Origin of the sequence: Brachybacterium phenoliresistens, assembly GCF_000576425.1 — a bacterium.
GTDB lineage: Bacteria > Actinomycetota > Actinomycetes > Actinomycetales > Dermabacteraceae > Brachybacterium > Brachybacterium phenoliresistens.
In genome coordinates this window covers 380,776-403,206 of the sequence record NZ_KK069988.1, presented here as the reverse complement: position 1 = coordinate 403,206, position 22,431 = coordinate 380,776, and the positions used below count along the sequence as shown (strand labels likewise).

The window sequence follows — 22,431 nt, the reverse complement described above, 5'->3', positions numbered from 1 at the left end:
CGCCGCGAGATCGGGAGAGACCTTCGTCGATCGGAAGGTCGGGGCCCGTCCGACCCCTGGGGACGACGCGTCCGGAGGCGTATCCTGAAAGGCGGGAGCGGCCCGGTGACGTGGTCGCGATCGGCGGGCCTGCTTCTGGTGCGCTCCACCTCGCGACCTCGACCTCGGAGGTCTGTCATGAAGGTTCTCGGAATCATCCTTCTCGTCGTGGCCGGGATCCTGCTGTTCCTCACGCTCAGCTCGTTCTACTCGACGACCATGACCGCGTACCGCAGCCATATCGCGCGATGGGCCCTCGTGATCGGCGCGGTCGCGGTGGGCCTCGGCATCGTCGGGATCGTGCTCCTGGTCTGAGCACCGGCCCGCGCCCGCATCCGCACGCGGCGCGCCACCCTCGCCCACGGCCAGCAGATAATCCGTGTTCCACCACGAACAGCATTCTTCTGCTGTCCGGCCAGCCGGGGCGGAGGCCTGCGGCGTCCGCCGCGCTGGTACCGTTCTTCGCGCGCGGAGCATGCCGAGCTCCCGCAGGGACATCGGCGGCGATCTGCGGATCGCGCGGTGAGGAGATGGGCATGAGGCCTCTCCCGGGAGCACCCCCGGAGGACCTGGGCGACGGCGTGGTGACGCTGCGCCTGCGCCGCGAGAGCGACGCCCCGCAGATCACGCGGGGGCGCCGCGACCAGGAGGCGCGGCGATGGCTCGGGGATGCCGGAGCCGTCGACGCCTCCCCGGCGGCCGCCGTCGAGAGGGCCCGGATGCAGTGGAGCACCGGCCGGAGCGCCCCGTTCGTGATCGCCGACGCCCGCACCGACGAGCCGCTCGGTCAGATCCGGCTCATGATCCACGACGATGCCGCGCGCCTGGTCTACATCGTCTATCCCGAGATCCGCGGGCTGGGGGTCGCGACCCGTGCGGTCCGGCTCATCACCCGCTGGGCGCTCCAGGAGCTGGGGCTGCGCACCATCGTGCTCGAGGCCGATGTCCGCAATGCCGCCTCGATCCGCGTCGCGGAGAAGGCGGGCTACCGGCGCCGCGCCGATCGTCCCGAGCCCCATGACCGGGACCGGGACGGGGACCGGTCGCCGGAGGCCGGCAGGTCCCCGGCCCCGGGGGATGCCCCCGTGGTGGCGGTCTTCGAGTCCGGGCCCGAGCCCTCGCTCGAACCGGAGGAGTGAGCGGATGAGACGCGCACGGCCGGGCTCCGGCGCAGGGGTGCCCGAGCCGGTGCGGGAGCACATCGTCCCGGATCACGCCAGCGCGATCCGCTGGTTCGAGCACGACTACCCGCATCCGCTGGCGCGCTGGCACCACCATCCCGAGATCGAGATCCATCGGATCCGCGCCTCGAGCGGCACCGCCCTGCTCGGCGGCGCCGCGCGGGCGTTCGGCCCGGGCGATCTCGCCTGGATCGGACCGGATGTGCCGCACGACTGGGTCAGCGTCCTGGACCCCGGGGAGACCGTCCCCGGCCGCGATGTGCTCATCCAGGTCGGTGCCGCGTCCCTGGACGGCCTGGTCTCCGCGCTCCCGGATCTCGCGGGGCTGGCCGGGCTGCTCGAGGACGGCCGCGGGGCGATCGTCTTCCACGGCCGCACTGCCGAGGCGGGCGGGGAGATGATCGAGCAGCTGGGGGCCCTGCACGGGACCCGGCGGGCGATCGGCGTGCTGCAGCTGCTGGAGGTCCTGGCCGCAGCCCCGCCGCACGAGGCGGAGCGCATCGACACCACCTCCGTGCAGCTGCCCGCGGAGGACGCGGACCGGTTCGCGGCCGTGCTCGCCCACATCCACGACCACCTCGCCGCGCGTCTCACCCTGGGCGACGTGGCCGCCGCCATCGACGTCTCCCCGTCCACGGCCTCGCGGCTGTTCACCCGCGCCACCGGGGCGGGGTTCTCCCGCACCCTGAACCGCCTGAGGATCTCGGAGGCGACCCGGCTGCTGCTGACCACGGAGCTGCGGGTCGCGGACATCGCCTGGCAGGTCGGCTACACCAACCTCTCGAGCTTCAACCGGCGCTTCCTCGAGGAGGTCGGCACCACTCCCCTGCGCTACCGGCGCACCCGGACGCGGCCGGGGCATGATGGGCGGCACGAGCACCCCCGGTCCCCGGCGCAGGAGGCACGATCATGACGGTCGACGAGGAGCAGAGCGTCCTGCTGCTGCGCGTCCCGGCGGCGGAGGCCGCCGTCGGAGAGCATCGGCGCCGCCTCGACGCCGCCGCGCAGGACGGCATCCCGGCGCACGTGACGATCCTGTTCCCGCTGCCCGCCCCGTCGCGGCTGCGGGAGGAGGACGAGGAGTCCCTGCGCACGATCTTCCGGCGCACGCCGCCGTTCGACCTCGCCGGGACGTCGACGGCCTGGTTCGCGCAGCGCGTCCTGTATGTCGCCCTCGAGGACGACGCGCCGGTCCGCGCTCTCACCGCCGAGGTCGCCGCGGCGTTCCCCGAGCATCCTCCCTACGCCGGGGCGGTCCCGCTGGCGGACGTCGTCCCGCACCTGACCATCGGCCATGACGCGCCGGCGCCGCAGCTGCGCGCCGCCGAGGCGGCGGTGCGCGAGCGGCTCCCGTTCTCCCAGAGGATCGATCACGCGGAGCTGTGGGCCGGGGCCGACGGGCCCTGGCGACACTGCCGCTCGTACCCTCTCGGCGGGAGCCGATGATGGCTTGCGCCGTCCGGGCCGTCCGGGCCGCTCGGGTCGTCGCGTCGTGCGCCGCGAGCGCCGTGCTCGTCGCCCTGCCGGCGTGCTCGATGCCCGCCGAGGAGCGCACCGTCGCGGCATGCCCCGGGTATGTCGCCTACGACTCGCCGGCCGACAGGGCTGCGGCCTCGGACCTGGTCGCCCGCGCGACCGTGCGCGCTCCGGGCAGCCCCTCCGAGGACGGCGAGCTCATCGCGCACGTCGAGGAGGTCGTGCGGGGTGAGGCGGAGCTCCTCGGCGCCGAGCTGGAGATCGATCTCAACGGCGAATGCGGCGACACCCCCAGCAGCGTGCTGCCCGCGGACTTCGACCCGGAGGATCCGATGATCGTCTTCCTCGTCGGCTCGCAGGAGACCGCCTGGCGCCTGCTCACCCCGGTCGACGGCGTCATGCCCTACGACCCGGCGATCGCGGACGAGCTCGAGCAGCCGTGACCGGCGGGCCCTCCTCCCGGCGCATCCACCTGCTGCGACATGCGATGCCTCTGACGGATCCGACCGTCGAGCCCTCACGGTGGGAGCTCAGCGGGCCGGGAAGGCAGGCGGCGCGCCGCATCGCGGGAGAGATCCCCGTCCACGCCCGGCTCCTCAGCAGCTCCGAGACGAAGGCGATCCAGACAGCTCGCCTCGCCGCGGCGCGGGAGCCGGTCATCGACGGCCGGTTCGACGAGGTCCGGCGGCCCGGCGAGCCGTTCGACGATCGTGCCCGAGAACGCCGACGGGCCTGGGTCCTGGGCGAGCTCGATGCCCGGCACACGGGATGGGAGAGCGTCACGGAGGCCGGTGCTCGGTTCGACAGCGCCGTCCGGGAGCACGACGCCGACGATCTGGTGATCGCCACCCACGGCATGGTCATCACCGCCTGGCTCATCACCACGAGGCGTCTGAGGAGCGGGGCCGAGGCTGCCGACTTCTGGGCCCGCCTCCCGTTCCCTGCGCTGATCAGCATCGACCCGAACGGCAGCTGAGCGCGCCGTCACGCTGCTCGGGCCCGGCAACTCCACGCCTGGCACGTTCTGCCACCGGCGCACGAGGTCGGATCGACCCCATCAGCTCGCAGCTCCGGCGAGAGAGCGCTCAGGCGGCCAGCGCCACCGGCGCGCGGAGATGCCGGTACCCGTCCCCGCGCTGGAGGACGGTGATGTGGCGGTGCCCGATGTGCTGGACGGTGCTGCGGGCGGTGGTGATGTTGCAGGAGCCGCTCGCCCGAACGGCGACGCGGCCCACGTGGGTCCCCGCTCTCCTGCCGCTGGGGACCACGGCGCGCACCAGGTCGCCGGTGATCAGCCCGTGGTGCATCTTGCGCCGGGTCAGGCGGAGCCGGGGGAAGCCGTACCGGTCCATGCGGGTGCGGGAATAGGAGCCGCGCCCCATGGAGACGGCGACATGCTGCAGCGCCGGCAGGGACGCGATCGCGTCGACGCGGCCCACGCACAGCGCATCGGTCACGTGGTCCCAGGGCAGGCCGGCCCGGGAGCGGTTCCACTTGGTGCGCCCTCCCGAGTGGGTGCGCACCTCGGGGCCGACGGACTGCAGCGCGCGGCAGAGGGCGCTGCGGGAGACGGACACCGAGAGGTCCTGCTGCACCACGGAGGCGAGGCTGCGGCGCACCCGGGCGAGCACGGCGGGCCGGCGGGCGAGGTACTCCTCCACCTCGCGGTCGCCCTTGTCGCGGTTGCAGGGGACGCAGGCGGCGACGAGGTTCGCCGGCGCGTCCGGCCCGCCGTGCGCCCGGGCACGCACATGGTCCAGCGTGAGCGGGACGGAGGCGGCGCCCAGGCCGCTCGCACCGCAGTACACGCAGGTCCGGCCGTCGCGCTCCAGGACGTATTCGCGCACCTCGGTGCCGTGCAGGGTGCCCTGGCCGCGGTCGCCCACGGCGGCGTCGGCCCGGTGCAGGGCACGGGCGTCGAAGCGCGGGACCTCGAGGTCGATCCGCGTCACGGGGGCCCAGGCGGCCAGGCGGCGCGCCCAGGTCACGGTGGTCTCCGCCCGATGGCGGATCGACGGGGCGAGCCAGCCCGCGGCACGGGCGCGGTTGTCGAAGCGCGGCGCCCGGTAGCGGAGCTTGCGCGAGCGCCGGCCGCGGCGCAGGGCGGAGCGTGCCGAGAGGCGGTCGCGGATCACGGCGCCGCGATGGTCCACCCGCAGGAGGAAGAGGCCGTGTCGGATCGTCGTCGCCCGGCCGCTGCGGGGGTCGGGGACCTCCTGCTCGCGCGCCAGGGCGACGCCGGTATGTCGGAATCCCGGGTCGATGCCCAGGACGAGGGGCTCTGTCTCCGAGTCCTCGACCCTGCGGTCGACGATCCGGAGGACGAAGGGCTGCACCCGATGCACTCGGGCGCGGCCGGAACGAAGCAGCTGACGCGCACGACGCGGAGTCGTGGGCATGAGCGGCTTCCCGCGCCGATCCAGGACGAGCACCCGTGCCTCGGCGCGGCGAGGCGCATCCGAGGTCCCACCCTCGGATGCCGGTTGCTCGTGGGTGACGGGATCACTCCCGCCGTCCGGGGGCGGGAACGAGCCCTTCCCCGGTGACGCCGCGGACGGAGCCGCGGTCTCCCCTCGCCCACGGTGCACACCCGTGTCCTGGATGGTCCCAGGCTCGACGCCCCGTTTCGTCCCTGCCCCGGGGTTGTCTGCTGACGTCGATTCCAGAGCAGGCCGCTGAGGAAGCACGGCCTGGTGGGTCTTCTCGCGTGTGTGCAACGTAGTCACCTCCCTCTGAGCGGTGTCTCGAGCTGGTCAGACTCGACATCCACCGATGTGCCCTGGGGCCCGTCGATGTCTGTGGTGGGGCGCCTGACTCACCACCATCAAGAGAACGCACCGGCCCGATCCTCGGATCGATGCGTTCGCCGCCCGCGGTTCTCCCGCGCGGACGGGCATGACGATTCGGTCAGACGTCCACGATATGACGTCAGCCTGGGGAAATCGCTGGACACGCCGCCCGGCGCGCGGGCTACTGTCGCGGGATGAGCACGCACGAGCACACCCGGCAGGCCTGGGACGAGGCCTCCCGCAAGCACGTCGACGAGTACGCGGAGCTGCGGGACGAGGCGCGCACGGCACGTCTGCTCCCCATCGAGGAGGAGCTGCTCGCGCCGCTGCTGCCGGGGGCGCGGGTGGTGCACCCGCAGAGCGGCCACGGGATCGACGACCACGCCCTCGTGCGTCTGGGCGCCGCCTCGGTGCACGGCCTGGACTACAGCCCGACGGCCGTCGATGCGGCGGCGCGCCGGGCCCGGGATCTCGCCGTCCCCTGCACCTACGAGGTCGCCGAGCTGCCGCACACGCCGGCGCCCGCGGGCATGGCGGATCTCGTCTACACCGGCAAGGGCGCGCTGATCTGGATGGAGGACCTCGACGCCTGGGCCGCGGAGATGCACCGCCTGCTGCGGCCCGGCGGGCACCTGTTCGTCTACGAGGCCCATCCGCTGGTCCCGCTGTGGACCTGGGACGCGGATGCGCCGCGCGTGCGCGAGGACCGCAGCTACTTCGGCGCCTCCCATGTCAACGACACCTTCCCCGCCCGGGGCGCCGTCGAGCACCAGAGCACGCTCGCGGGTCTGGTGATGACCGTGCTCGGGGCCGGGTTCGAGCTGCTGCACCTGGCCGAGCATCCCGAGCCGTTCTGGCGCCCCGAGGGCGAGGCCCCGGCCGCCGCCTGGGACGGACGGCTGCCCAACGCCCTCAGCCTGCTGGCCCGGCGCGGCTGAGCGCGCCCGTGCGCCTGCTCCTGGACCTCGACAACACCCTCGTCGACAGGGATGCCGCGTTCTCCCGCTGGGCGGCCGCGGCGATCGCGGCGGCCGGCGGCGGCGATGCGCAGCTGCAGCGGCTGCTGGCCGCCGATGCCCACGGCTATGCACCGCGGGCGCAGGTCCTGCCGGTTCTGCGGGAGGTCCTGCGGGCCGAGGAGCTCGACGATGCGGCGCTGCGGGAGATGCTGATGATGGATCACGTCGCCCAGGTGCGCCCGGCGCCGGGCGTGCTCGAGCAGCTCGACCGGGCGCGCCGCCGCGGCATCGGCCTCATCGCGGTCACCAACGGGACCTCCGCCCAGCAGCGGGCCAAGATCGCGCGCACCGGGCTGGAGCCGCTGCTGGACCGGGTCGTGATCTCCGAGGAGGTCGGGGTCGCCAAGCCCGACGAGGCGATCTTCCGCATCGCCCTGGAGGGGCCGGTGCCCGATGCCGCGACGTGGATGCTCGGCGACCATGCCCGCTCGGACATCGGCGGCGGTCGCGGCGCGGGGCTGCGCACGGGCTGGGTCGCGCACGGACGCCCCTGGGACCCGGCCGACGGGCCCGTGCCCGATGCGGTCGCACCGAGCTGCGCGGAGCTGCTGGCGCAGGTGATCGACGCCTGAGCGCCGGGCGGGTCAGCCGATGAGCATCCCGGCGATCGCGGCGCTCATGAGGTTGGCGAGGGTGCCGCCGAGGATGGCGCGCATGCCCAGCTCGGCGATCTCGGAGCGCCGCGAGGGGGCCATCCCGCCCAGCCCGCCCAGCAGGATGCCGAAGGAGCTGAGGTTCGCGAACCCGGTCAGGGCGAAGGTGATGATCGCGGCGGTCTTGGGGCTGAACGCCTCGACCTGGGGCCCGAAGTTCGCGAAGGCCACGAACTCGTTGAGCACGATCTTCTGGCCGATGAAGCTCCCGGCGGAGACGGCCTCGCTCGGCGGCACGCCCACCAGCATCATGAACGGCGCGAACACCCAGCCCAGGATCGCCTCGAAGGTGAGCCCGTCGGCGCCGAACCAGCCGCCGACCGTGCCGATCAGCAGGTTCAGCAGGGCGATGAGGGAGATGAAGGCCAGCAGCATCGCGCCGACGGTGACCGCCAGGCGCATGCCGTCGGCCGCGCCGGAGGCGGCGGCGTCCACGACGTTGCGGTGACGGGGCACGTCGGGATCCTCCGGGGCGGCGTCCCCGGAGGCGGCGTCCCCGGAGGCGTCGGCCGCGGGAGCATCGGCCGAGGTGGCATCGGCCGCGGCGGCATCGGCTCCCGAGCCGCCGCCGGCCATGCGCCGGAAGCGCTCGGCCAGAGGCAGGGACTCCCCCGCCCGGCGGTGCGCGGAGGCGTCCACCCGCTCGCGCTCGCGGGCGACCGCCTCCGGGTCGTCCTCGGGGACGAGGATCTTCGCCATCAGCAGCGCTCCGGGGGCCGCCATGAAGCTGGCGGCGATGAGGTACTCCAGCGGCACCCCCAGCAGCGAGTAGCCCACCAGCACGGAGCCGGCCACGGTCGACAGACCCCCGACCATCACCGCGAACAGGCCCGATCGGGACATGCCGCGGATGTAGGGGCGGATCACCAGGGGCGCCTCGGTCTGTCCGACGAAGATGTTCGCGGCCGCGTTGACCGATTCGGCGTGGCCCGTGCCGAGCACCTTCCCGAGGATGCCGCCCAGCAGCGCGACGACGCGCTGGAGGATGCCCCAGTGGTAGAGCACCGCGGTGAGGGAGGCGAAGAAGACGATCACCGGCAGCACCTGCAGCGCGAAGACGCTGCCGTCCTCGGGGATCAGCGGGCCGAACAGGAAGGAGATGCCGGCGCCCGAGGTGTCGATGACGGCCTGGAACGCGGCGGAGAGCTTCTGCAGCAGCCATCGGCCGGGGGCCCAGTACAGGACCAGCACCCCCAGGCCCAGCTGCAGGGCCAGCGCCCCGAGCACGGTGCGCAGGCGGATCGCCCGCCGGTCGCTGGACAGGGCCACGGCGATGACCAGGAGACCGAGGATCCCGCCGATCCCCCAGAGCACGTCGATCATCGCGCTCACCTCGCAGACGTTCTCGATTCCAGGGCGTGATCGCCGGTCAGTGTACGGGGCGCGGCCCGTGACCGGTCCGCCGCCCCGCCGCCGCCCAGAACGTCAAGAGCGGGCGTCCGGGACCTCCAGGATCTCCAGGAGCGCCCGTGCGGCGGGCGGGACGTGGAACGCGCTCCATGCCAGGTGCACGACCCGGGCCGGGCCGTCGCGGACCGGGATCGTGCGCAGCTCCTCGTCCGCGGGGACCACGGCGGGCGGCAGCAGCACGACGCCGAGGCCGTGCCGGACCAGCGCGAGCATGGTCTCCGGGCTCATCACCTCGAACGCGACCTCCCGGGAGATCCCGGCGGCGCGGAACGCCAGGTCCGAGGGCGCCCGGCCCGGCGCCCCCGCGGGGAAGTCGATGACGGCGGCCTCGGCCAGGTCCTCGAGGTCGAGCAGGCTCCGGCCGGCGAGCGGGTGGTCGGCGCGCATCACGGCGACCAGGTGCTCCCGTGCCAGGACCCGGGAGCGCACGCCGCGGGGAGGCGCCGTCTCCGGGAGGCCGAGGACCGCCACGTCCATCCCGCCCTGGCCGATGGCGGTCATGAACTCGTCGCTGCCGCCGCTGCGCAGCCGGATGCGCACCGCCGGGTGGGCCCGCCGGAGTGCCCCGAGCGCGGCCGGGAGGTCGATCGCGGTCACCGTGGGGATCATGCCGAGGGTCAGGACGCCGCGGATCTCCCCGTCCGCGGAGGCGGCATCGGCCGCGGCTCGATCGGCGGCCGCGAGGCTCTCCCGGGCGGCGACGAGGAAGGCCTCCCCCGCGGCCGTGATCTCGACGCGGCGGCTGCTGCGGGCGAACAGGGCAGTGCCCAGCTCCCGCTCCAGCGCCTTGATCTGGTGGCTGAGCGCGGACTGCACGACATGGCACCGCCGGGCGGCGCGCGTGAAGCTGCGCTCCTCGGCGACGGCCACGGCGTACCGCATCTGCTGGAGCTCCATGGATCCATGATCGCTGTGCATGCATGGGATGACAACGATGTGTTGGACTCATGAACGCGGGCCGATGAGGATCGGGCCATGACCACGACCACCATTCCGGGGACCGCCCCCGCCGCTCCGTCGCCGGTTCCCGCCGGGCCCGCGCGCTGGGGCCTGACGGCCCTGACCGCGATCGCCCCGGCCGTCTGGGGGACGACCTACGCCGTGACCACCCTGCTGCTCCCCGAGGGCCACCCCCTGTTCGCGGCGATGGTGCGTGCCCTGCCCGCCGGGCTGATCGCCCTGCTCATCGCCCGCCGCCTGCCGCGCGGGGCGTGGTGGTGGCGGAGCCTGGTGCTGGGCACGCTGAACATCGGCGCCTTCTTCCCGCTGCTGTTCCTCGCCGCCCAGAATCTGCCCGGCGGGGTCGCGGCGACGCTGGGGGCCTCGCAGCCGATCCTCGTCGCCCTGCTGGCCGTCGCGATCCTCCACGAGCGGCTGTCCGCCTGGCGGGTCGGCTGGGGAACGGTCGGCCTGCTGGGCGTCGCCCTGGTGGTGCTGGGCCCGGACGCCGCGCTCGACCCGATCGGCCTGCTCGCCGGCCTGGCCGGCGCCGCGTCGGTCGGCGCCGGCATCGTGCTCACCAGGAGATGGGGCCGACCCCCAGGGGTCTCCGCCATCGGCTTCGCCGGATGGCAGCTGACCGCCGCCGGCCTGGTGCTGCTGCCGCCGGCCCTGCTCCTGGACGGCGTGCCGGCGGGCATCGACGCAGCGGCCGTCGTCGGGTTCCTGTGGCTGGGGCTGGCCGGGGCGCTGCTGGCCTATGCCCTGTGGTTCTCCGGGGTGACCCGCCTGCCCGTGACCGCGACCGCGCCGCTGGTGCTGCTGTCGCCGCTGGTGGCCGCGGGCCTCGGGGCGGTCGTCGCCGACGAGGTCCTGGGCCCGGTGCAGCTGGCCGGCTTCGCCCTCGCCCTCGCGGCGATGGTCAGCGCGCAGCTGCCCGCACCGGCGCGCCGCACCCCGCCCGGCCGCCGCATGCACGCCGTCCCGTCCGCCGGGGCAGGCCGGGAGCGGTGACGCCGGCCACACCGACGGCGTAGGGTCTGCCCATGGCCATCGCACTCGAGAACGTCGGCATCGCGGTCCGTGACATCGACGCCGCCATCGCCTTCTTCACCGACCTGGGCCTGTCCCTCGTCGGCCGGGACACCGTCAGCGGGGAGTGGGCCGACACCGCCGTCGGCCTGGACGGCAACCACGCCCGCATCGCCGTGCTGCAGACGCCCGACGGGAACGGCCAGCTCGAGCTGTTCGAGTACATCCATCCGGAGGCGATCGAGACCGAGCCGACGCTCCCCCACGAGATCGGCATGCACCGGGTCGCCTTCTCCGTCGACGACCTGGACGCCGCCCTGGAGATCGCGGCCCGGCACGGCTGCCACCCGCTGCGCGGCGTCGCGACCTACGAGGACATCTACCGCCTGACGTACCTCCGCGGCCCCAGCGGGATCCTGGTGATGCTCGCGCAGGACCTGCGCACCCCCTGACGGGGGACGCTCCCCCGGTCAGCGCGGGGCGCGGCGGGTCCTCGGGCGGGGCCGCCGTCGTCGCGGGGCGTCCGGGGAATCCGCCGGCGAGGCCGCCATGGTCGGCGGGATCAGGTGGCGCCCCTGCGGCGGCCGGGAGACGAAGGCCTGGACGGCCGCCTCGATGCGCTGGTCCGCGGCGGTGAGACGGTCGCGGTGCTGGGCCTGGTGCTCCTCCCAGGTGTCGACCATGAAGGACTCGACGAAGACCTCCGGGGTCTCGGCGACGCGGTAGAGCTCCCACCGGCTGGCGCCGTTGCGCAGCCGGGAGCGGCGCAGATCGGCGGTGGTCGCGAGGAACGCGGCATCGTCGGCCGCGGGCACCCGGTACTCGACGCTGACCACGATCGGCCCGTGCGTGGGCTGGATCTCGATCGGGACGTTCACATCGCCCCAGAACGGCATGCTGCGCGGATCGGCGTCGCGGACGTCCGGCATCCGCAGCAGCACGCCGGAGACGGAGGTCAGCGCCAGCAGCACCCCGGCGGTGAGGAACGCGGCGACGACCCCGGTCCACGCGGCGAGCTGACCCCAGAGGATCGAGGCGATCGCCTGCGATCCCGTGAAGGTGACCAGGTAGACCGAGAGGCCGCGGGCCCGCACCCAGGACGGCAGCACGAACTGGAGCTCCGCGTTGAGCGTGGAGATCACGGCGGTCCAGGCGGCGCCGGCGAGGATCAGCGCGGCGAGGGCGACGACGAACACCGGCACCAGCACCAGGATCGCGAGCACCACGGCGTACAGCAGACCGGACAGGACCAGGAGTGTCCCGGTGGCCATCACCCCGCGCAGCCGGCCGACGGTCAGCGCCGCGAGGATCGCCCCGAGCCCGAGCGCCCCGAACAGCGCGCCGTAGGCTCCCGCGTCCACGCCCAGGCGCTCCGTCGCCACCAGCGGGATCAGCGCCCACAGGATCGTCGCCGGGGCGATGAACAGCACCGCGCGCAGCAGGATGCGACGGACCATCGCATCGTGCCGGACGTAGCGGACCCCGGCGCGCAGCGCCGGCAGGAACCGCTCCCGCGCCGGCGGGGCGAGGGTCCGCGCCGGGCGCCGCCAGGTCAGCAGGGTGCCGGCGAGGATCAGGGCCGTGGCCGCGGTGAGCACGAACACCCACGGGACCCCGGCCGCGCCGATGAGCACGCCGGCGATCGCCGGTCCTGCGGCCCGGCCGAAGTTGACCCCGACCATGTCCAGGCGCGTCGCCGCCCCGAGCTCGTCGCGCGGGACGATGTCCGGCAGCGAGGACTGCCAGGCGGGGATCTGGAACGCCGTGCCGATGGCGAGCAGGAAGGTGAAGGCGAGCACCACCGGCGGGGAGGCGAGACCCAGCGCCGTGACCACGGCCAGGCTGAACGCCCCCACCGCCATGTACGTCTGCACCACCACGATGATCCAGCGCTGGTCGAAGCGATCGGCGACCACCCCGCCGGGCAGGGTGAACAGCATCATCGGCAGCGTCGCGGCGGTCTGGATCAGGGCGACCGTGACGCTCGCGTTCGGGCCGTTGACCAGCAGCCACTGGGCGCCGACGGTCTGCCCCCAGAAGCCCACGTAGCTCACGACGATCGCGGGCCACAGCCAGCGGAATCCGGAACGGCGCAGCGGCGCGAAGGCGCCCGGCTCCCCCGATCCCGGGGATGGGTCCGTCGTCATGGTTCGGGTCGCCTCGGTCTCTCTCGGGCGCCGCGTCGGCGCGGCCGCCGATGGTCTGCTCCATCGTGAGCTGCAGGATAGGGCGCGACAGGGCCCGGTGGAAGCGGGCGCGACCGCTCCGCCCCCCGCACGTCGCGGCGCGGTGGGACAATCACCCTCGTATCCGCCTGACGATGCTCGCCTCCCCGGGGAAGGGGTCCGATGAGATTCACCGTCCGCCTCGAGATCGCTCTGCCCCGCGAAAAAGTCCTCGACCTGCTCACCGACCCGGCGCAGCGGCCGAAGTGGCTGCGCGGCCTGGTGCGGCACGAGCCGGTGCACGGGCGCGAGGGGCAGGTCGGGACGGTCTCCACGGTCGAGCTCCGCTCCGGGAAGGGGACCATGCAGTGCACCGAGACCATCACCCGTCGTGAGCCGGAGGACCTGGGCCAGGCCCGTCCGGAGCAGGTCGTCCGGTACGAGCGCGAGATCCTCGCCCCCGGCATGTGGAGCGCCGCCCGGGAGCGGCTGAGCGTGGCCGGGCCGGAGCGCACGCTGTGGGAGAGCGAGAACGAGTACCGGTTCACGGGAGCGATGCGATGGTTCGCGCCGTTCCTGCGCCGGGCCTTCATCGCGCAGACGCGCTCGCACATGGAGGACTTCCGGGCCTTCGCCGAGCACGGGACGGACGTCCGCGCCCAGGACCGCTGACCCTCGCCCCGGGGGACGGTCGGGTCGCGTGGGCCGGGCGCGCCGAGCGGGGCGATCCCGCCGACGCCGTCAGGTCCGGGGCTGCGCTCGCGTGGCGTAGAACGCGACGGCCGAGCTCGCGGCGACGTTCAGGGAGTCGACGCCGTGCATCATCGGGATCGTCACCCGCCGGTCCAGCAGGCGGTCCGCCGCCGGGGTGAGGCCGTGCCCCTCCGTCCCGAAGACGAGGGCGAGCTTCTCGGGGCACTCCGCGACGAGCTCGTCCAGGGCGATCGAGCCCTCGCCGAGGGTCATCCCGGCGACCACGTACCCGGCCTCCTGGAGCGCGGCGATCCCGCCCGGCCACGGGTCGATCCGCGTCCACGGCACCTGGAACACCGTGCCCATCGACACGCGGATCGCGCGACGGTACAGCGGATCGGCGCAGCGCGGCGTCACCAGCACCGCATCGACGCCGAGCGCCGCCGCGGAGCGGAAGATCGCGCCCACGTTGGTGTGGTCCACGATGTCCTCGATGATCGCCACCCGCGACCGCTCCCGGCTCGCCAGCAGCTCCGGCACCGTCCGCAGCACCGGCCGCTGCATGGCCGCCAGCGCTCCGCGGTGCAGGTGGAAGCCGGTGAGCTGCTCCAGCAGCGCCGCCTCGCCCACGAACACGGGGACGTCCGGCCACGGCTCGAACAGCGGCGCGAAGCGCGGCAGCCACTTCTCGCTCATGAGGAAGGACCGCGGGGCGTGGCCGGCGTCCAGCGCCCGCGAGATGACCTCGTAGCTCTCGGCCATGAACAGGCCGCGCTCCGGCTCGATCCGGGACCGCAGGCGCACATCGGTCATGCGCAGGTAGTCGTCCAGCCGCGGGTCCTCGGCGGAGTCGATCCGCTCGATCATCGGCCGCTCAGCCGAGCTGGACGGCGCGCGCGGAGAACCGCTCGCCGTGGTTCTGGACCACCAGCGGCAGCCCGAAGGTGCGGGTGAGGTTCTGCGAGGTGAGGGTCCCCTCGATCGGCCCGGCGGCGACCACGCCGCCCGCGCGCAGCAGCAGGGCATGGGTGTACCCCGGCGGGATCTCCTCGACATGGTGGGTGACCAGCACCGTCACCGGGGTCTGCGGATCCTTCGCCAGGCGTCCCAGGTTGCGCACGAGCTCCTCGCGTCCGCCCAGGTCCAGGCCGGAGGCCGGCTCGTCCAGCAGCAGCAGCTCGGGGTCGGTCATCAGGGCGCGGGCGGACAGCACGCGCTTGCGCTCGCCGGTGGACAGGGTGCCGAACATCCGGTCGGCCAGCTCCGCCACGCCGAAGGCGCCCAGCAGGCCGCGGGCGCGGTCGAGGTCCTCCTCGTCGTACTGCTCCCGCCACCGGCCCACGATCGAGTAGCCGGCGGTGACCACGACGTCCAGCGCCGTCTCCTCCACCGGGACGGTCTCGGCGAGCTCCTGGGAGGCCAGGCCGATCAGCGGGCGGATCTCGAAGATGTCGGTGCGGCCCAGCCGCTCCCCGAACAGGTCGACGGTGCCGGAGGTGGGGTGCAGGCGCGCGGCGAGCAGGCGCACCAGGGTGGACTTGCCGGCGCCGTTGGGCCCCAGCACCACCCAGCGCTGCCCCTCGTCGATGCGCAGGGACACGGAGTCCAGGAGGTGGCGTCCGCCGCGACGGACGACGACATCGGTGAGTTCAGCTGCAGCATCGGGCATGGTCCAGAGCCTATCGGCTCCGCGCCCGCCTCCCTGCCGTGCGACGCGCCCGCACCTAGACTGTGCCCAGTCCCCCAGCCGACCCCAGGAGGTCCCGTGGCGCACCGAGCCGTCTCGCTCCATGTCCCGCGCGGATCGGTCGCGCGGGCCGCCCTCGAGGAGGGCATCGACGCCCTGGTCGCCGAGGCCGGGAAGGACCTGCCGCGGGAGTTCCCGCCGGAGGTCCTCGCCGCCGCCCGGGCCGCCGCCGACTGGTCCTCCCGGGCCGGGGACCGGACGGATCTGCGGGAGGTCCCCTTCGTCACCCTCGACCCGGCCTCCTCCACCGACCTCGACCAGGCCATGCATCTGTCCCGCGACGGGGACGGATTCCACGTCCTCTACGCCATCGCGGACGTGCCGCTGTTCGTCGAGCTCGACGGGGTGATCGACGCGGAGGCCCGCCGCCGCGGCGCCACCGTCTACCTCCCGGACCGGCGCATCCCGCTGCATCCCGAGGTGATCTCCGAGGGCGCCGCCTCCCTGCTGCCCGGGCAGGACGCCCCGGCCTTCGTGTGGGACATGCATCTGGACGGACGCGGGGAGCTGGAGACCGTCGCCCTCGAGCGGGCCGTGGTCCGCTCCCGGGAGAAGCTCGGCTACGACGCCGTGCAGGACGAGCTGGACGCCGGCCGCGGCCACCCGATGATGCGGCTGCTGCTCGAGATCGGCGCGCTGCGCGCCGGGATCGAGGCCGAGCGCGGCGGGGCCAGCCTGAACGTCCCCGAGCAGGAGGTCGAGGAGGACGGAGAGCTGCTGCGCATCTCCTGGCGGCGCCCGCGGGAGATCGAGGACGCCAACGCGCAGATCTCCCTGCTCACCGGTATGGCCGCGGCACGGCTCATGATCGACGGCGGCAGCGGGATCCTGCGGACGATGCCGCCGGCCGAGCCCCGCGCGATCGAGCGCTTCCGCCTGCAGGGCGAGGCGCTCGGGGTGACCTGGCCGGAGGGGATGCCCTATGGCGAGTTCCTGCGCACCCTGGACTGGCGCGAGGGACGCCACCTGGCGCTGCTGAACCAGGCGTCCTCCCTGTTCCGCGGCGCCTCCTACGCGGCGTTCCGCAGCGCGGAGGAGCTGCCCGAGGATCCGGTGCAGTCCGCGATCGCCGCTCCCTACGCGCATGCGACGGCGCCGCTGCGCCGGCTGGTGGACCGCTTCGTGCTGCTGATGTGCCTGGCCCACTCGCGCGGCGAGGAGCCGGATGCGGCGCTGCTCGCCGCGCTCCCGCAGATCCCGGAGGCGATGCAGGCCACGGCGGCGCGCGCCGGGGCGCTGGAGCGTGCCGCGATCGATCTGGTCGAGGCGGAGGCCCTGCGCGCCCATGTCGGCGAGGAGCTCGAGGCGACCGTCATCGACCGGCGCGAGGCCGGGGAGTCCTCGCCGCTGCGCGTGGAGGTGCAGCTCTCGCAGCCGCCGGTGACGGGATGGGTCGAGGCCGATGCGCAGCTCGGCGAGGTGCTGCGCGTGCGTCCCGAGGCCGCCGACGCCTCTGCCGCGCCCCGCCTGGTGGCGGTGGGTCGCCCGTGAGCGAGGCCTTCCCCGACCTCTCCCCGCAGATCCCCCGCGACCTGGTCCCGCTGCCGCGGGCGGCGTCCCTGCTGCTGTGGGCCGGGGCGTACCTCCGCGGCGACGTCGGCCCGGACGACGCGGTCTCGATCGCCCACGGCGCCGGGCACCGCCAGCGCACTGCCGACGGCGAGGACCTGTTCGACTGGATGACGCAGCTGCGCCGTCTGCCCCTGGCCCAGGCCCGCCTGGTGCTGCCCCAGCCCGGCCGGATCGCCGGGCTCATCGGCCCTCCGGCCGCGATCACCCGCGCGGTGATGGCCGAGCAGGCGATCGTCGTCACCGCGGCGGGGCTGGGAGAGCACACCCTGGTGCCGGAGGTCGACGAGCTCGGCGCCGACGGCGCCCGCGGTGTCGAGGTGACCTGGAGCCGGATCCCCGGCACCGCCGCCCAGGTGGTGCCGCCGGCGAACTCCTCGGGGGCGCGGGAGGAGCTGCTGCGGGCGCTGCGCCGGGCGGCCGACGGCTCCGCCCACCTGGATCTCGTCCCGGAGGAGCCGATCCCCCAGGCCACCCTGCCCGCCGGATGGACGGCGGCGGGCCTGCCCCGCCACGTCCCCGGGCCCGCCCGGCATCTGCTGACCCTCGCGGCCCGGACCCTGCTTCTGACCCGCACCGAGCTCGCCGCGGAAACCGCCGCCCCGTCCCTGTCCGGGGCGAGCCGGCGCGAGCAGATCCTGCGCGAGCTGGCCGATGCCTCCCGGGAGGCCCTGGTGGACCAGGTCACCGCCGTGGTCGCCGCCGAGATGCCCTGACCCGGTCGCCGTGCCCGCGCACCACCCCGCCGGAGGTCATTCTGCGTCGCTTGAACGGGTGTTCAAGCGACGCAGAATGACCTCCGGCGGGCATCGTGACGCCTGACGGGCACCGCAGGCACCGAGCCCGCGGGAAGCGCCGTGACGTGCCGGGGCCCGGCGGTGCGGCGACCGCCGGGCCCCGGGACCACGGGACGCTCAGGCGTCGAGCACCGTGCGGTAGACCTCCAGGGTGCGCTGCGCGATCGAGGTCCAGGAGAAGTGGTCGGCCGCGCGGCGCCGCGAGGCCTCGCCCATCTCCCGGGCGCGCTCGGGGGCGGAGACGGCGCGGGTGAGCGCCGCGGCGAGGTCGGCCACGAAGATCTCCGGCTCGAGGGGGGTGCCGGTGCCGTCGTCGGCCTGGGCCAGGGGCACCAGGTACCCGGTCTCCCCGTCGACGACCACCTCGGGGATGCCGCCGGTCGCGGAGCCGACCACGGGGGTGCCGCAGGCCATGGCCTCGAGGTTCACGATGCCCAGGGGCTCGTAGATGCTCGGGCACACGAAGGTGGTGGCGTGGGTGAGGATCTGGGTGAGCTGGTCCCGCGGGAGCATGTCGGAGATGAGGTGGACGCCCTGGCGGCTGCGCTGCAGCTCCGCGACGAGCGTCTCGACCTCGTGCGCGATCTCCGGGGTGTCGGGTGCTCCGGCGCAGAGCACGACCTGCACGCCCTCGGGCAGATCGCGCACCGCGCGCAGGAAGTACGGGAGGCCCTTCTGGCGGGTGATCCGGCCGACGAACACGATGGTGGGGGCCTCGGGGTCGATGCCCCGGGAGGTGAGCACGTCGGTGGCGCGGTTGGGCGACCACTCCTCGATGTCGATGCCGTTGTGGACCACGTGCACCCGCGCCGGGTCCACCGCCGGGTAGGAGCGCAGGATGTCCTCGCGCATGCCTCCGGAGACGGCGATGATGCCGGCCGCCGCCTCGTAGGCGGTCCGCTCGGCGAAGGAGCTCAGCGCGTATCCGCCACCCAGCTGCTCGGCCTTCCAGGGGCGCAGCGGCTCGAGCGAGTGCGCCGAGAGCACGTGGGGGGCGCCGTGGAGGAGCTGCGCGAGGTGGCCGGCGAAGTTCGCGTACCAGGTGTGGGAGTGCACCAGGTCCGCGCCCGCGCAGTCCGAGGCCATCGGCAGGTCGGTCCCCAGGGTCACCAGGGCGGAGTTCGCCCCCGCGAGCTCGACGGGCGCCCGGTAGGCGGTGACGCCCTGCTCGTGGCGGTCCGCGCCGAAGCATCGGACCCTCACGTCGATCAGGGGGCGCAGCACCCGGGTGAGCTCGGCGACATGGACGCCGGCGCCTCCGTACACCTCGGGCGGGTACTCCTTCGTGAGCAGATCGACGCGCATGTTTCCTCCCAGGACGTGGTCGTATGCAGGCACGGACCGCTCCCCGGGACGGGGCCCGCGGTCCGGATGTGGGACCGTGACGTGATCCGGCCCACAGAGGCATTATCCTTCAGCCATGTCGAAAAAGGTCCTCGCCATCGTCCTCGCCGGCGGAGAGGGGAAGCGGCTCATGCCCCTGACCCTCGACCGGGCGAAGCCTGCCGTCCCGTTCGGCGGCATCTACCGCTTGATCGACTTCGCGCTGTCGAACATCGTGAACTCCGGGTTCCTCCGGATCGTGGTGCTCACCCAGTACAAGTCGCACTCCCTGGACAAGCACATCGCCCAGACGTGGCGCATGAGCTCGCTCCTGGGCAACTACGTCGCCCCGGTGCCCGCGCAGCAGCGCATGGGCAAGCACTGGTACCGCGGCAGCGCCGATGCCATCTACCAATCCCTCAACCTCATCCGCGACGAGAAGCCGGACTACGTCGTCGTGGTCGGTGCGGACAACATCTACCGCATGGACTTCTCGCAGATGGTCGATGCCCACGTCGAATCCGGCAAGTCCTGCACCGTCGCAGCGATCCGCCAGCCCATCGAGGAGTCCGACCAGTTCGGCGTCATCGAGACCGTCGAGAACGACCCCACCAGCATCGCCCGCTTCGTCGAGAAGCCCAAGGAGACGCAGGGCCTGGCCGATGACCCCAGCCAGATCCTCGCCTCGATGGGCAACTACGTCTTCGACGCGGACGCCCTCGTCGAGGCCGTCACGCGCGACGGCGCGAACGACGACTCGGCGCACGACATGGGCGGCGACATCGTCCCCTACTTCGTCGAGCGGGGCGACGCGGCGGTGTACGACTTCATCCGCAACGATGTCCCCGGCTCCACCGACCGCGACCGCGACTACTGGAGGGACGTCGGCACCATCGACGCCTTCTACGAGGCCCATATGGACCTCATCTCCATCCATCCGGTCTTCAACCTCTACAACGAGCAGTGGCCGACCTTCGCCGGGGTGCGCAACGTGCCGCCCGCGAAGTTCGTCCATGCCGGTCCCGGCCGTGTCGGCTCGGCGGTCGACTCGATCGTCTCGCCCGGCGTCGTCGTCTCCGGCGCGCAGGTGTCCAACTCCGTGCTCTCGCCGGGCACGCGCTGCCATTCGTGGTCGCACGTGTCCGACTCCGTGGTGATGGACAATGTGACGGTGGGACGACACAGCCAGATCCATCGCGCCATCATCGACAAGGACGTGGTGATCCCTCCGCGCACCCAGATCGGCCTGGACGCGGAGAAGGACCGCGCCCGGGGCTTCGTGGTGACGCCCTCGGGGATCACCGTGATCGGCAAGGGAACGGTCATCACCCCCGGATGAGCAGCGCACCCCTTCCCCGCATCGAATCCGATCACGGGACGGGAGCGGCCCCGGCGACCGCTCCCGTCACCGGGATCCTCGTCTCCGACGTCGACTCGACCTTCCTCACCCAGGAGGTCATCGAGCTCGTCGCCGACCATGCCGGCACCCGCGAGCAGGTCGAGGAGGTCACCACCCGTGCCATGCGCGGGGAGCTGGACTTCGCGGACTCTCTGCATGCGCGCGTGGCGACCCTGGCCGGCCTGTCCGAGGAGGCCCTGGCGCAGGTCCGCTCCTCCCTCGTCCCGACCCCGGGGGCTGTCGAGCTCTTCGCGGCGGCGCGGTCGCGGGGCTGGGTGACGGCGCTGGTCTCCGGCGGCTTCCACGAGGCGATCGACGAGCTCGCCGCCGCGGCGGGCGTCGACGTGGTCGTCGCCAACCGCTTCGAGGTCGCCGACGGCCGCCTGACCGGCCGGGTGTCCGGCCCGGTGGTGACCGCCGAGCGCAAGGAGCAGGTCCTGCGGGAGCTCGCCGCGCGCCACGGGGTCCCGCTCTCCCGGACGGTCGCCATCGGCGACGGCGCCAACGACGCGCTGATGGTCCGCGCGGCCGGGACCGGCATCGCCTTCTGCGGCAAGCCGGCCCTGCGGGAGGTGGCCGATGTCGAGCTCGAGGGGCCCAGCCTGCTCGATGCCCTGCCCTACCTGGAGGAGGCGGCCGCGCGCGGCTGATCCTCCCTGCACAGCAGTCGGCGCCCGCCCCGGATCCGGGGCGGGCGCCGACTGCAGGAGGCGCGCGGTGCGTCGTGCGGCGGGGCCGCGGGCGATGCCCGCCGGCGGCGGTCAGCTGCGCACGATGGTGTGCAGCGTCATCGAGGCCTCCCGGACCTCGGACCAGTCGTCCTGCCGGCCCGTCAGCACGCTCATCGCGCCGGTGGGCAGGCCGATCCGGGCCTGCGCGACCGAGGACGGATCCGAGGAGTCGTCATCGGCCAGGAAGCTGCTGAGCGTGGACATGGTGGGCTCGTGACCGATCACCATCACCACGTGGTGCTTGGGCTTGCGACCGCCGATGAGGGCGAGGACCTCCGCCGGGCCGCCATGGTAGATGTCCTCGTGGAAGGTGACGCGGCCGTCGAAGCCGGGCATCGTCTCCAGGACGCTCTGCCAGGTCTCCCGGGTGCGCAGCGCATCGGAGACCAGCACCCGGGAGGGGCGCACGCCCTGCGACTCGAGGTACTCCCCGATCATGCGCGCCTGGGCGCGGCCCTTGTCGTGGAGCGGGCGATCATGATCGCTGTCCGCGGCGGCGTCGGCCTTCCCGTGGCGCATGAGCAGCAGGAGGCGACTGTCAGGGTCGGAGGATGCCATGCGGCGAGATCACACCTTCATCGTGGTCCGGGACACGGGGGCGGTCCGGGACCGGTTCGCGCGGGGCGCCGCCGGGATCGGCGGCGCGGAGTCGGGCATCAGTGTCCCATGCCGAGGCCGCCGTCGACGGGGATCACGGCGCCCGAGATGTAGGACGCATCGTCCCCGGCGAGGAAGGCCACGACGCGGGCCACCTCGGAGGGATCGGCGAAGCGCGCGGCGGGGATCGCCTTGAGGTACTGGGACTTCAGCTCCTCGGGCAGGCCGTCGGTCATCTCCGTGGCGATGTAGCCGGGGGCCACGACGTTCGCCGTGATGCCGCGGCTGCCCAGCTCCCGGGTCAGCGAGCGGGCGATGCCGACCAGGCCGGACTTCGAGGCGGCGTAGTTGACCTGCCCGGGCGAGCCGTACAGGCCCACCACCGAGCTGATCAGGATGATGCGCCCCTTCTTCTTGCGCATCATGCCCTTGATGGAGCGCTTGACGGTCCGGAAGGAGCCGGTGAGGTTCGTGTCGACGACGGACTCGAAGGAGGCGTCGTCCATGCGCAGCAGCAGCTGGTCGTCGGTGATGCCGGCGTTGGCGACGAGCACCTCGACCGGTCCGTGCGCCGCCTCGATCTCCGCGAAGGCGGCGTCCAGCGAGGCGCCGTCGGTGATGTCCGCGGCCACGGTGAGCGCGCCCTCGGGGCCTCCCTGGCCCGAGCGGCTGGTGACGGCGACCTTGTCTCCGCGACGGACGAACTCCTCCGCGATCGCGCGTCCGATGCCGCGATTGCCGCCGGTGATCAGCACGCTGCGGGGCTCGGGGGCGGTCGTGTCCATGAAGGGCTCCTCGGGGTCGGATGGCGGGTCCCGCGCGGGCGACGGGACGTGTGCTCTACGATACGGGGCGAGTGCTGTGCCGCTGGG

24 protein-coding genes are annotated in these 22,431 nt (G+C 73.6%); 15 read left to right on the top strand and 9 right to left on the bottom strand.

Going from position 1 to position 22,431, the window contains the following annotated elements; all coding sequences use genetic code 11:
• Positions 1–177 precede the first annotated feature (177 nt).
• The 6 genes from BF93_RS19710 to BF93_RS01860 all read left to right on the top strand — a co-directional run bounded on the left by BF93_RS19710 (position 178) and on the right by BF93_RS01860 (position 3,672).
• On the top strand, positions 178–354 hold the full coding sequence (locus tag BF93_RS19710) for a hypothetical protein (RefSeq protein WP_198025321.1): 177 nt from the start codon (positions 178–180) through the stop codon (positions 352–354).
• Positions 355–575: 221 nt separating this feature from the next.
• On the top strand, positions 576–1,178 hold the full coding sequence (locus tag BF93_RS19705; RefSeq protein ID WP_051486397.1) for a GNAT family N-acetyltransferase: 603 nt from the start codon (positions 576–578) through the stop codon (positions 1,176–1,178).
• 4 nt (positions 1,179–1,182) lie between these two features.
• Positions 1,183–2,133, top strand: a complete 951-nt coding sequence (locus BF93_RS01875) for an AraC family transcriptional regulator (protein WP_051486396.1) — start codon at positions 1,183–1,185, stop codon at positions 2,131–2,133.
• Positions 2,130–2,666, top strand: coding sequence for a 2'-5' RNA ligase family protein (locus BF93_RS01870; RefSeq protein WP_051486395.1), 537 nt, complete (start codon positions 2,130–2,132; stop codon positions 2,664–2,666). The genes BF93_RS01875 and BF93_RS01870 overlap by 4 nt, the downstream gene beginning before the upstream one ends.
• Positions 2,663–3,139 carry a hypothetical protein gene (locus BF93_RS19700; protein ID WP_232226151.1) on the top strand — a complete coding sequence of 159 codons (477 nt, stop codon included), beginning with the start codon at positions 2,663–2,665 and terminating at the stop codon, positions 3,137–3,139. Before BF93_RS01870 ends, BF93_RS19700 begins: the two co-directional genes overlap by 4 nt.
• Positions 3,136–3,672 carry a histidine phosphatase family protein gene (locus BF93_RS01860; protein ID WP_198025320.1) on the top strand — a complete coding sequence of 179 codons (537 nt, stop codon included), beginning with the start codon at positions 3,136–3,138 and terminating at the stop codon, positions 3,670–3,672. Before BF93_RS19700 ends, BF93_RS01860 begins: the two co-directional genes overlap by 4 nt.
• Before the next feature lie 109 nt (positions 3,673–3,781).
• Here the strand turns inward: BF93_RS01860 and iscB are convergent, their stop codons facing one another.
• Positions 3,782–5,128 (bottom strand): RNA-guided endonuclease IscB, encoded by a 1,347-nt coding sequence (gene iscB / locus BF93_RS01855; RefSeq protein WP_038370216.1) that lies wholly within the window; start codon positions 5,126–5,128, stop codon positions 3,782–3,784.
• A 551-nt stretch (positions 5,129–5,679) separates the two neighbouring features.
• On the opposite strand from iscB, the gene BF93_RS01850 reads away from it, so the two are divergent.
• Positions 5,680–6,423 carry a class I SAM-dependent methyltransferase gene (locus BF93_RS01850; RefSeq protein WP_038370215.1) on the top strand — a complete coding sequence of 248 codons (744 nt, stop codon included), beginning with the start codon at positions 5,680–5,682 and terminating at the stop codon, positions 6,421–6,423.
• Positions 6,424–6,431: 8 nt separating this feature from the next.
• Positions 6,432–7,076 (top strand): HAD family hydrolase, encoded by a 645-nt coding sequence (locus BF93_RS18760; protein WP_051486394.1) that lies wholly within the window; start codon positions 6,432–6,434, stop codon positions 7,074–7,076.
• A 12-nt stretch (positions 7,077–7,088) separates the two neighbouring features.
• Here BF93_RS18760 and BF93_RS01840 read toward each other — a convergent pair whose 3' ends face one another.
• Entirely contained in the window at positions 7,089–8,480 is a 1,392-nt protein-coding gene (locus BF93_RS01840; protein WP_038370214.1) for a NupC/NupG family nucleoside CNT transporter, read from the bottom strand.
• Between the two features lie 102 nt (positions 8,481–8,582).
• Positions 8,583–9,464, bottom strand: a complete 882-nt coding sequence (locus BF93_RS01835) for a LysR family transcriptional regulator (protein WP_038370213.1) — start codon at positions 9,462–9,464, stop codon at positions 8,583–8,585.
• Between the two features lie 78 nt (positions 9,465–9,542).
• Between BF93_RS01835 and BF93_RS01830 the strand changes: the two genes are divergently transcribed.
• The gene (locus BF93_RS01830) at positions 9,543–10,520 is read left to right on the top strand and encodes a DMT family transporter (protein WP_084148171.1); all 978 of its coding nucleotides are present in this window, start codon (positions 9,543–9,545) and stop codon (positions 10,518–10,520) included.
• Between the two features lie 32 nt (positions 10,521–10,552).
• Entirely contained in the window at positions 10,553–10,990 is a 438-nt protein-coding gene (locus BF93_RS01825; protein WP_038370212.1) for a VOC family protein, read from the top strand.
• 18 nt (positions 10,991–11,008) lie between these two features.
• Here BF93_RS01825 and BF93_RS01820 read toward each other — a convergent pair whose 3' ends face one another.
• Complete coding sequence (locus tag BF93_RS01820) at positions 11,009–12,685, bottom strand: MFS transporter (RefSeq protein ID WP_084148170.1); 1,677 nt, start codon at positions 12,683–12,685, stop codon at positions 11,009–11,011.
• 201 nt (positions 12,686–12,886) lie between these two features.
• On the opposite strand from BF93_RS01820, the gene BF93_RS01815 reads away from it, so the two are divergent.
• Positions 12,887–13,375: an SRPBCC family protein gene (locus BF93_RS01815; protein WP_038370211.1), complete on the top strand. Its 489-nt coding sequence runs from the start codon at positions 12,887–12,889 to the stop codon at positions 13,373–13,375.
• 69 nt (positions 13,376–13,444) lie between these two features.
• Here the strand turns inward: BF93_RS01815 and BF93_RS01810 are convergent, their stop codons facing one another.
• Both BF93_RS01810 and BF93_RS01805 read right to left on the bottom strand, forming a co-directional pair.
• Positions 13,445–14,263 carry a TrmH family RNA methyltransferase gene (locus BF93_RS01810; RefSeq protein WP_038370210.1) on the bottom strand — a complete coding sequence of 273 codons (819 nt, stop codon included), beginning with the start codon at positions 14,261–14,263 and terminating at the stop codon, positions 13,445–13,447.
• A 7-nt stretch (positions 14,264–14,270) separates the two neighbouring features.
• Positions 14,271–15,065 carry an ABC transporter ATP-binding protein gene (locus BF93_RS01805; protein ID WP_038370209.1) on the bottom strand — a complete coding sequence of 265 codons (795 nt, stop codon included), beginning with the start codon at positions 15,063–15,065 and terminating at the stop codon, positions 14,271–14,273.
• A 96-nt stretch (positions 15,066–15,161) separates the two neighbouring features.
• Here BF93_RS01805 and BF93_RS01800 point away from each other — a divergent pair, with 96 nt between their 5' ends.
• Both BF93_RS01800 and BF93_RS01795 read left to right on the top strand, forming a co-directional pair.
• Positions 15,162–16,634, top strand: coding sequence for a ribonuclease catalytic domain-containing protein (locus BF93_RS01800; protein WP_051486393.1), 1,473 nt, complete (start codon positions 15,162–15,164; stop codon positions 16,632–16,634).
• Complete coding sequence (locus BF93_RS01795; protein ID WP_084148169.1) at positions 16,631–17,428, top strand: hypothetical protein; 798 nt, start codon at positions 16,631–16,633, stop codon at positions 17,426–17,428. Before BF93_RS01800 ends, BF93_RS01795 begins: the two co-directional genes overlap by 4 nt.
• Before the next feature lie 198 nt (positions 17,429–17,626).
• On the opposite strand, the gene glgA is transcribed toward BF93_RS01795, so the two are convergent.
• Entirely contained in the window at positions 17,627–18,814 is a 1,188-nt protein-coding gene (gene glgA / locus BF93_RS01790) for a glycogen synthase (protein WP_038370208.1), read from the bottom strand.
• 115 nt (positions 18,815–18,929) lie between these two features.
• Here glgA and glgC point away from each other — a divergent pair, with 115 nt between their 5' ends.
• Both glgC and serB read left to right on the top strand, forming a co-directional pair.
• Complete coding sequence (glgC, locus tag BF93_RS01785; RefSeq protein WP_038370207.1) at positions 18,930–20,171, top strand: glucose-1-phosphate adenylyltransferase; 1,242 nt, start codon at positions 18,930–18,932, stop codon at positions 20,169–20,171.
• On the top strand, positions 20,168–20,881 hold the full coding sequence (gene serB / locus BF93_RS01780) for a phosphoserine phosphatase SerB (RefSeq protein WP_051486392.1): 714 nt from the start codon (positions 20,168–20,170) through the stop codon (positions 20,879–20,881). The genes glgC and serB overlap by 4 nt, the downstream gene beginning before the upstream one ends.
• A gap of 111 nt (positions 20,882–20,992) precedes the next feature.
• Here the strand turns inward: serB and BF93_RS01775 are convergent, their stop codons facing one another.
• Positions 20,993–21,520: a SixA phosphatase family protein gene (locus BF93_RS01775; protein ID WP_038370206.1), complete on the bottom strand. Its 528-nt coding sequence runs from the start codon at positions 21,518–21,520 to the stop codon at positions 20,993–20,995.
• 98 nt (positions 21,521–21,618) lie between these two features.
• Positions 21,619–22,344, bottom strand: a complete 726-nt coding sequence (fabG, locus tag BF93_RS01770) for a 3-oxoacyl-ACP reductase FabG (protein ID WP_038370205.1) — start codon at positions 22,342–22,344, stop codon at positions 21,619–21,621.
• Positions 22,345–22,431: the final 87 nt, after the last annotated feature.

Excerpts from the sequence above, each read along its gene's own strand:
- BF93_RS19710 (WP_198025321.1), top strand. The coding sequence starts at position 178 with ATGAAGGTTCTCGGAATCATCCTTCTCGTCGTGGCCGGGATCCTGCTG.
- BF93_RS19705 (WP_051486397.1), top strand. The coding sequence starts at position 576 with ATGAGGCCTCTCCCGGGAGCACCCCCGGAGGACCTGGGCGACGGCGTG.
- BF93_RS01875 (WP_051486396.1), top strand. The coding sequence starts at position 1,183 with ATGAGACGCGCACGGCCGGGCTCCGGCGCAGGGGTGCCCGAGCCGGTG.
- BF93_RS01870 (WP_051486395.1), top strand. The coding sequence starts at position 2,130 with ATGACGGTCGACGAGGAGCAGAGCGTCCTGCTGCTGCGCGTCCCGGCG.
- BF93_RS19700 (WP_232226151.1), top strand. The coding sequence starts at position 2,663 with ATGATGGCTTGCGCCGTCCGGGCCGTCCGGGCCGCTCGGGTCGTCGCG.
- BF93_RS01850 (WP_038370215.1), top strand. The coding sequence starts at position 5,680 with ATGAGCACGCACGAGCACACCCGGCAGGCCTGGGACGAGGCCTCCCGC.
- BF93_RS01840 (WP_038370214.1), bottom strand. The coding sequence starts at position 8,480 with ATGATCGACGTGCTCTGGGGGATCGGCGGGATCCTCGGTCTCCTGGTC.
- BF93_RS01835 (WP_038370213.1), bottom strand. The coding sequence starts at position 9,464 with ATGGAGCTCCAGCAGATGCGGTACGCCGTGGCCGTCGCCGAGGAGCGC.
- BF93_RS01830 (WP_084148171.1), top strand. The coding sequence starts at position 9,543 with ATGACCACGACCACCATTCCGGGGACCGCCCCCGCCGCTCCGTCGCCG.
- BF93_RS01825 (WP_038370212.1), top strand. The coding sequence starts at position 10,553 with ATGGCCATCGCACTCGAGAACGTCGGCATCGCGGTCCGTGACATCGAC.
- BF93_RS01820 (WP_084148170.1), bottom strand. The coding sequence starts at position 12,685 with ATGACGACGGACCCATCCCCGGGATCGGGGGAGCCGGGCGCCTTCGCG.
- BF93_RS01815 (WP_038370211.1), top strand. The coding sequence starts at position 12,887 with ATGAGATTCACCGTCCGCCTCGAGATCGCTCTGCCCCGCGAAAAAGTC.
- BF93_RS01810 (WP_038370210.1), bottom strand. The coding sequence starts at position 14,263 with ATGATCGAGCGGATCGACTCCGCCGAGGACCCGCGGCTGGACGACTAC.
- BF93_RS01805 (WP_038370209.1), bottom strand. The coding sequence starts at position 15,065 with ATGCCCGATGCTGCAGCTGAACTCACCGATGTCGTCGTCCGTCGCGGC.
- glgA (WP_038370208.1), bottom strand. The coding sequence starts at position 18,814 with ATGCGCGTCGATCTGCTCACGAAGGAGTACCCGCCCGAGGTGTACGGA.
- glgC (WP_038370207.1), top strand. The coding sequence starts at position 18,930 with ATGTCGAAAAAGGTCCTCGCCATCGTCCTCGCCGGCGGAGAGGGGAAG.
- serB (WP_051486392.1), top strand. The coding sequence starts at position 20,168 with ATGAGCAGCGCACCCCTTCCCCGCATCGAATCCGATCACGGGACGGGA.
- BF93_RS01775 (WP_038370206.1), bottom strand. The coding sequence starts at position 21,520 with ATGGCATCCTCCGACCCTGACAGTCGCCTCCTGCTGCTCATGCGCCAC.
- fabG (WP_038370205.1), bottom strand. The coding sequence starts at position 22,344 with ATGGACACGACCGCCCCCGAGCCCCGCAGCGTGCTGATCACCGGCGGC.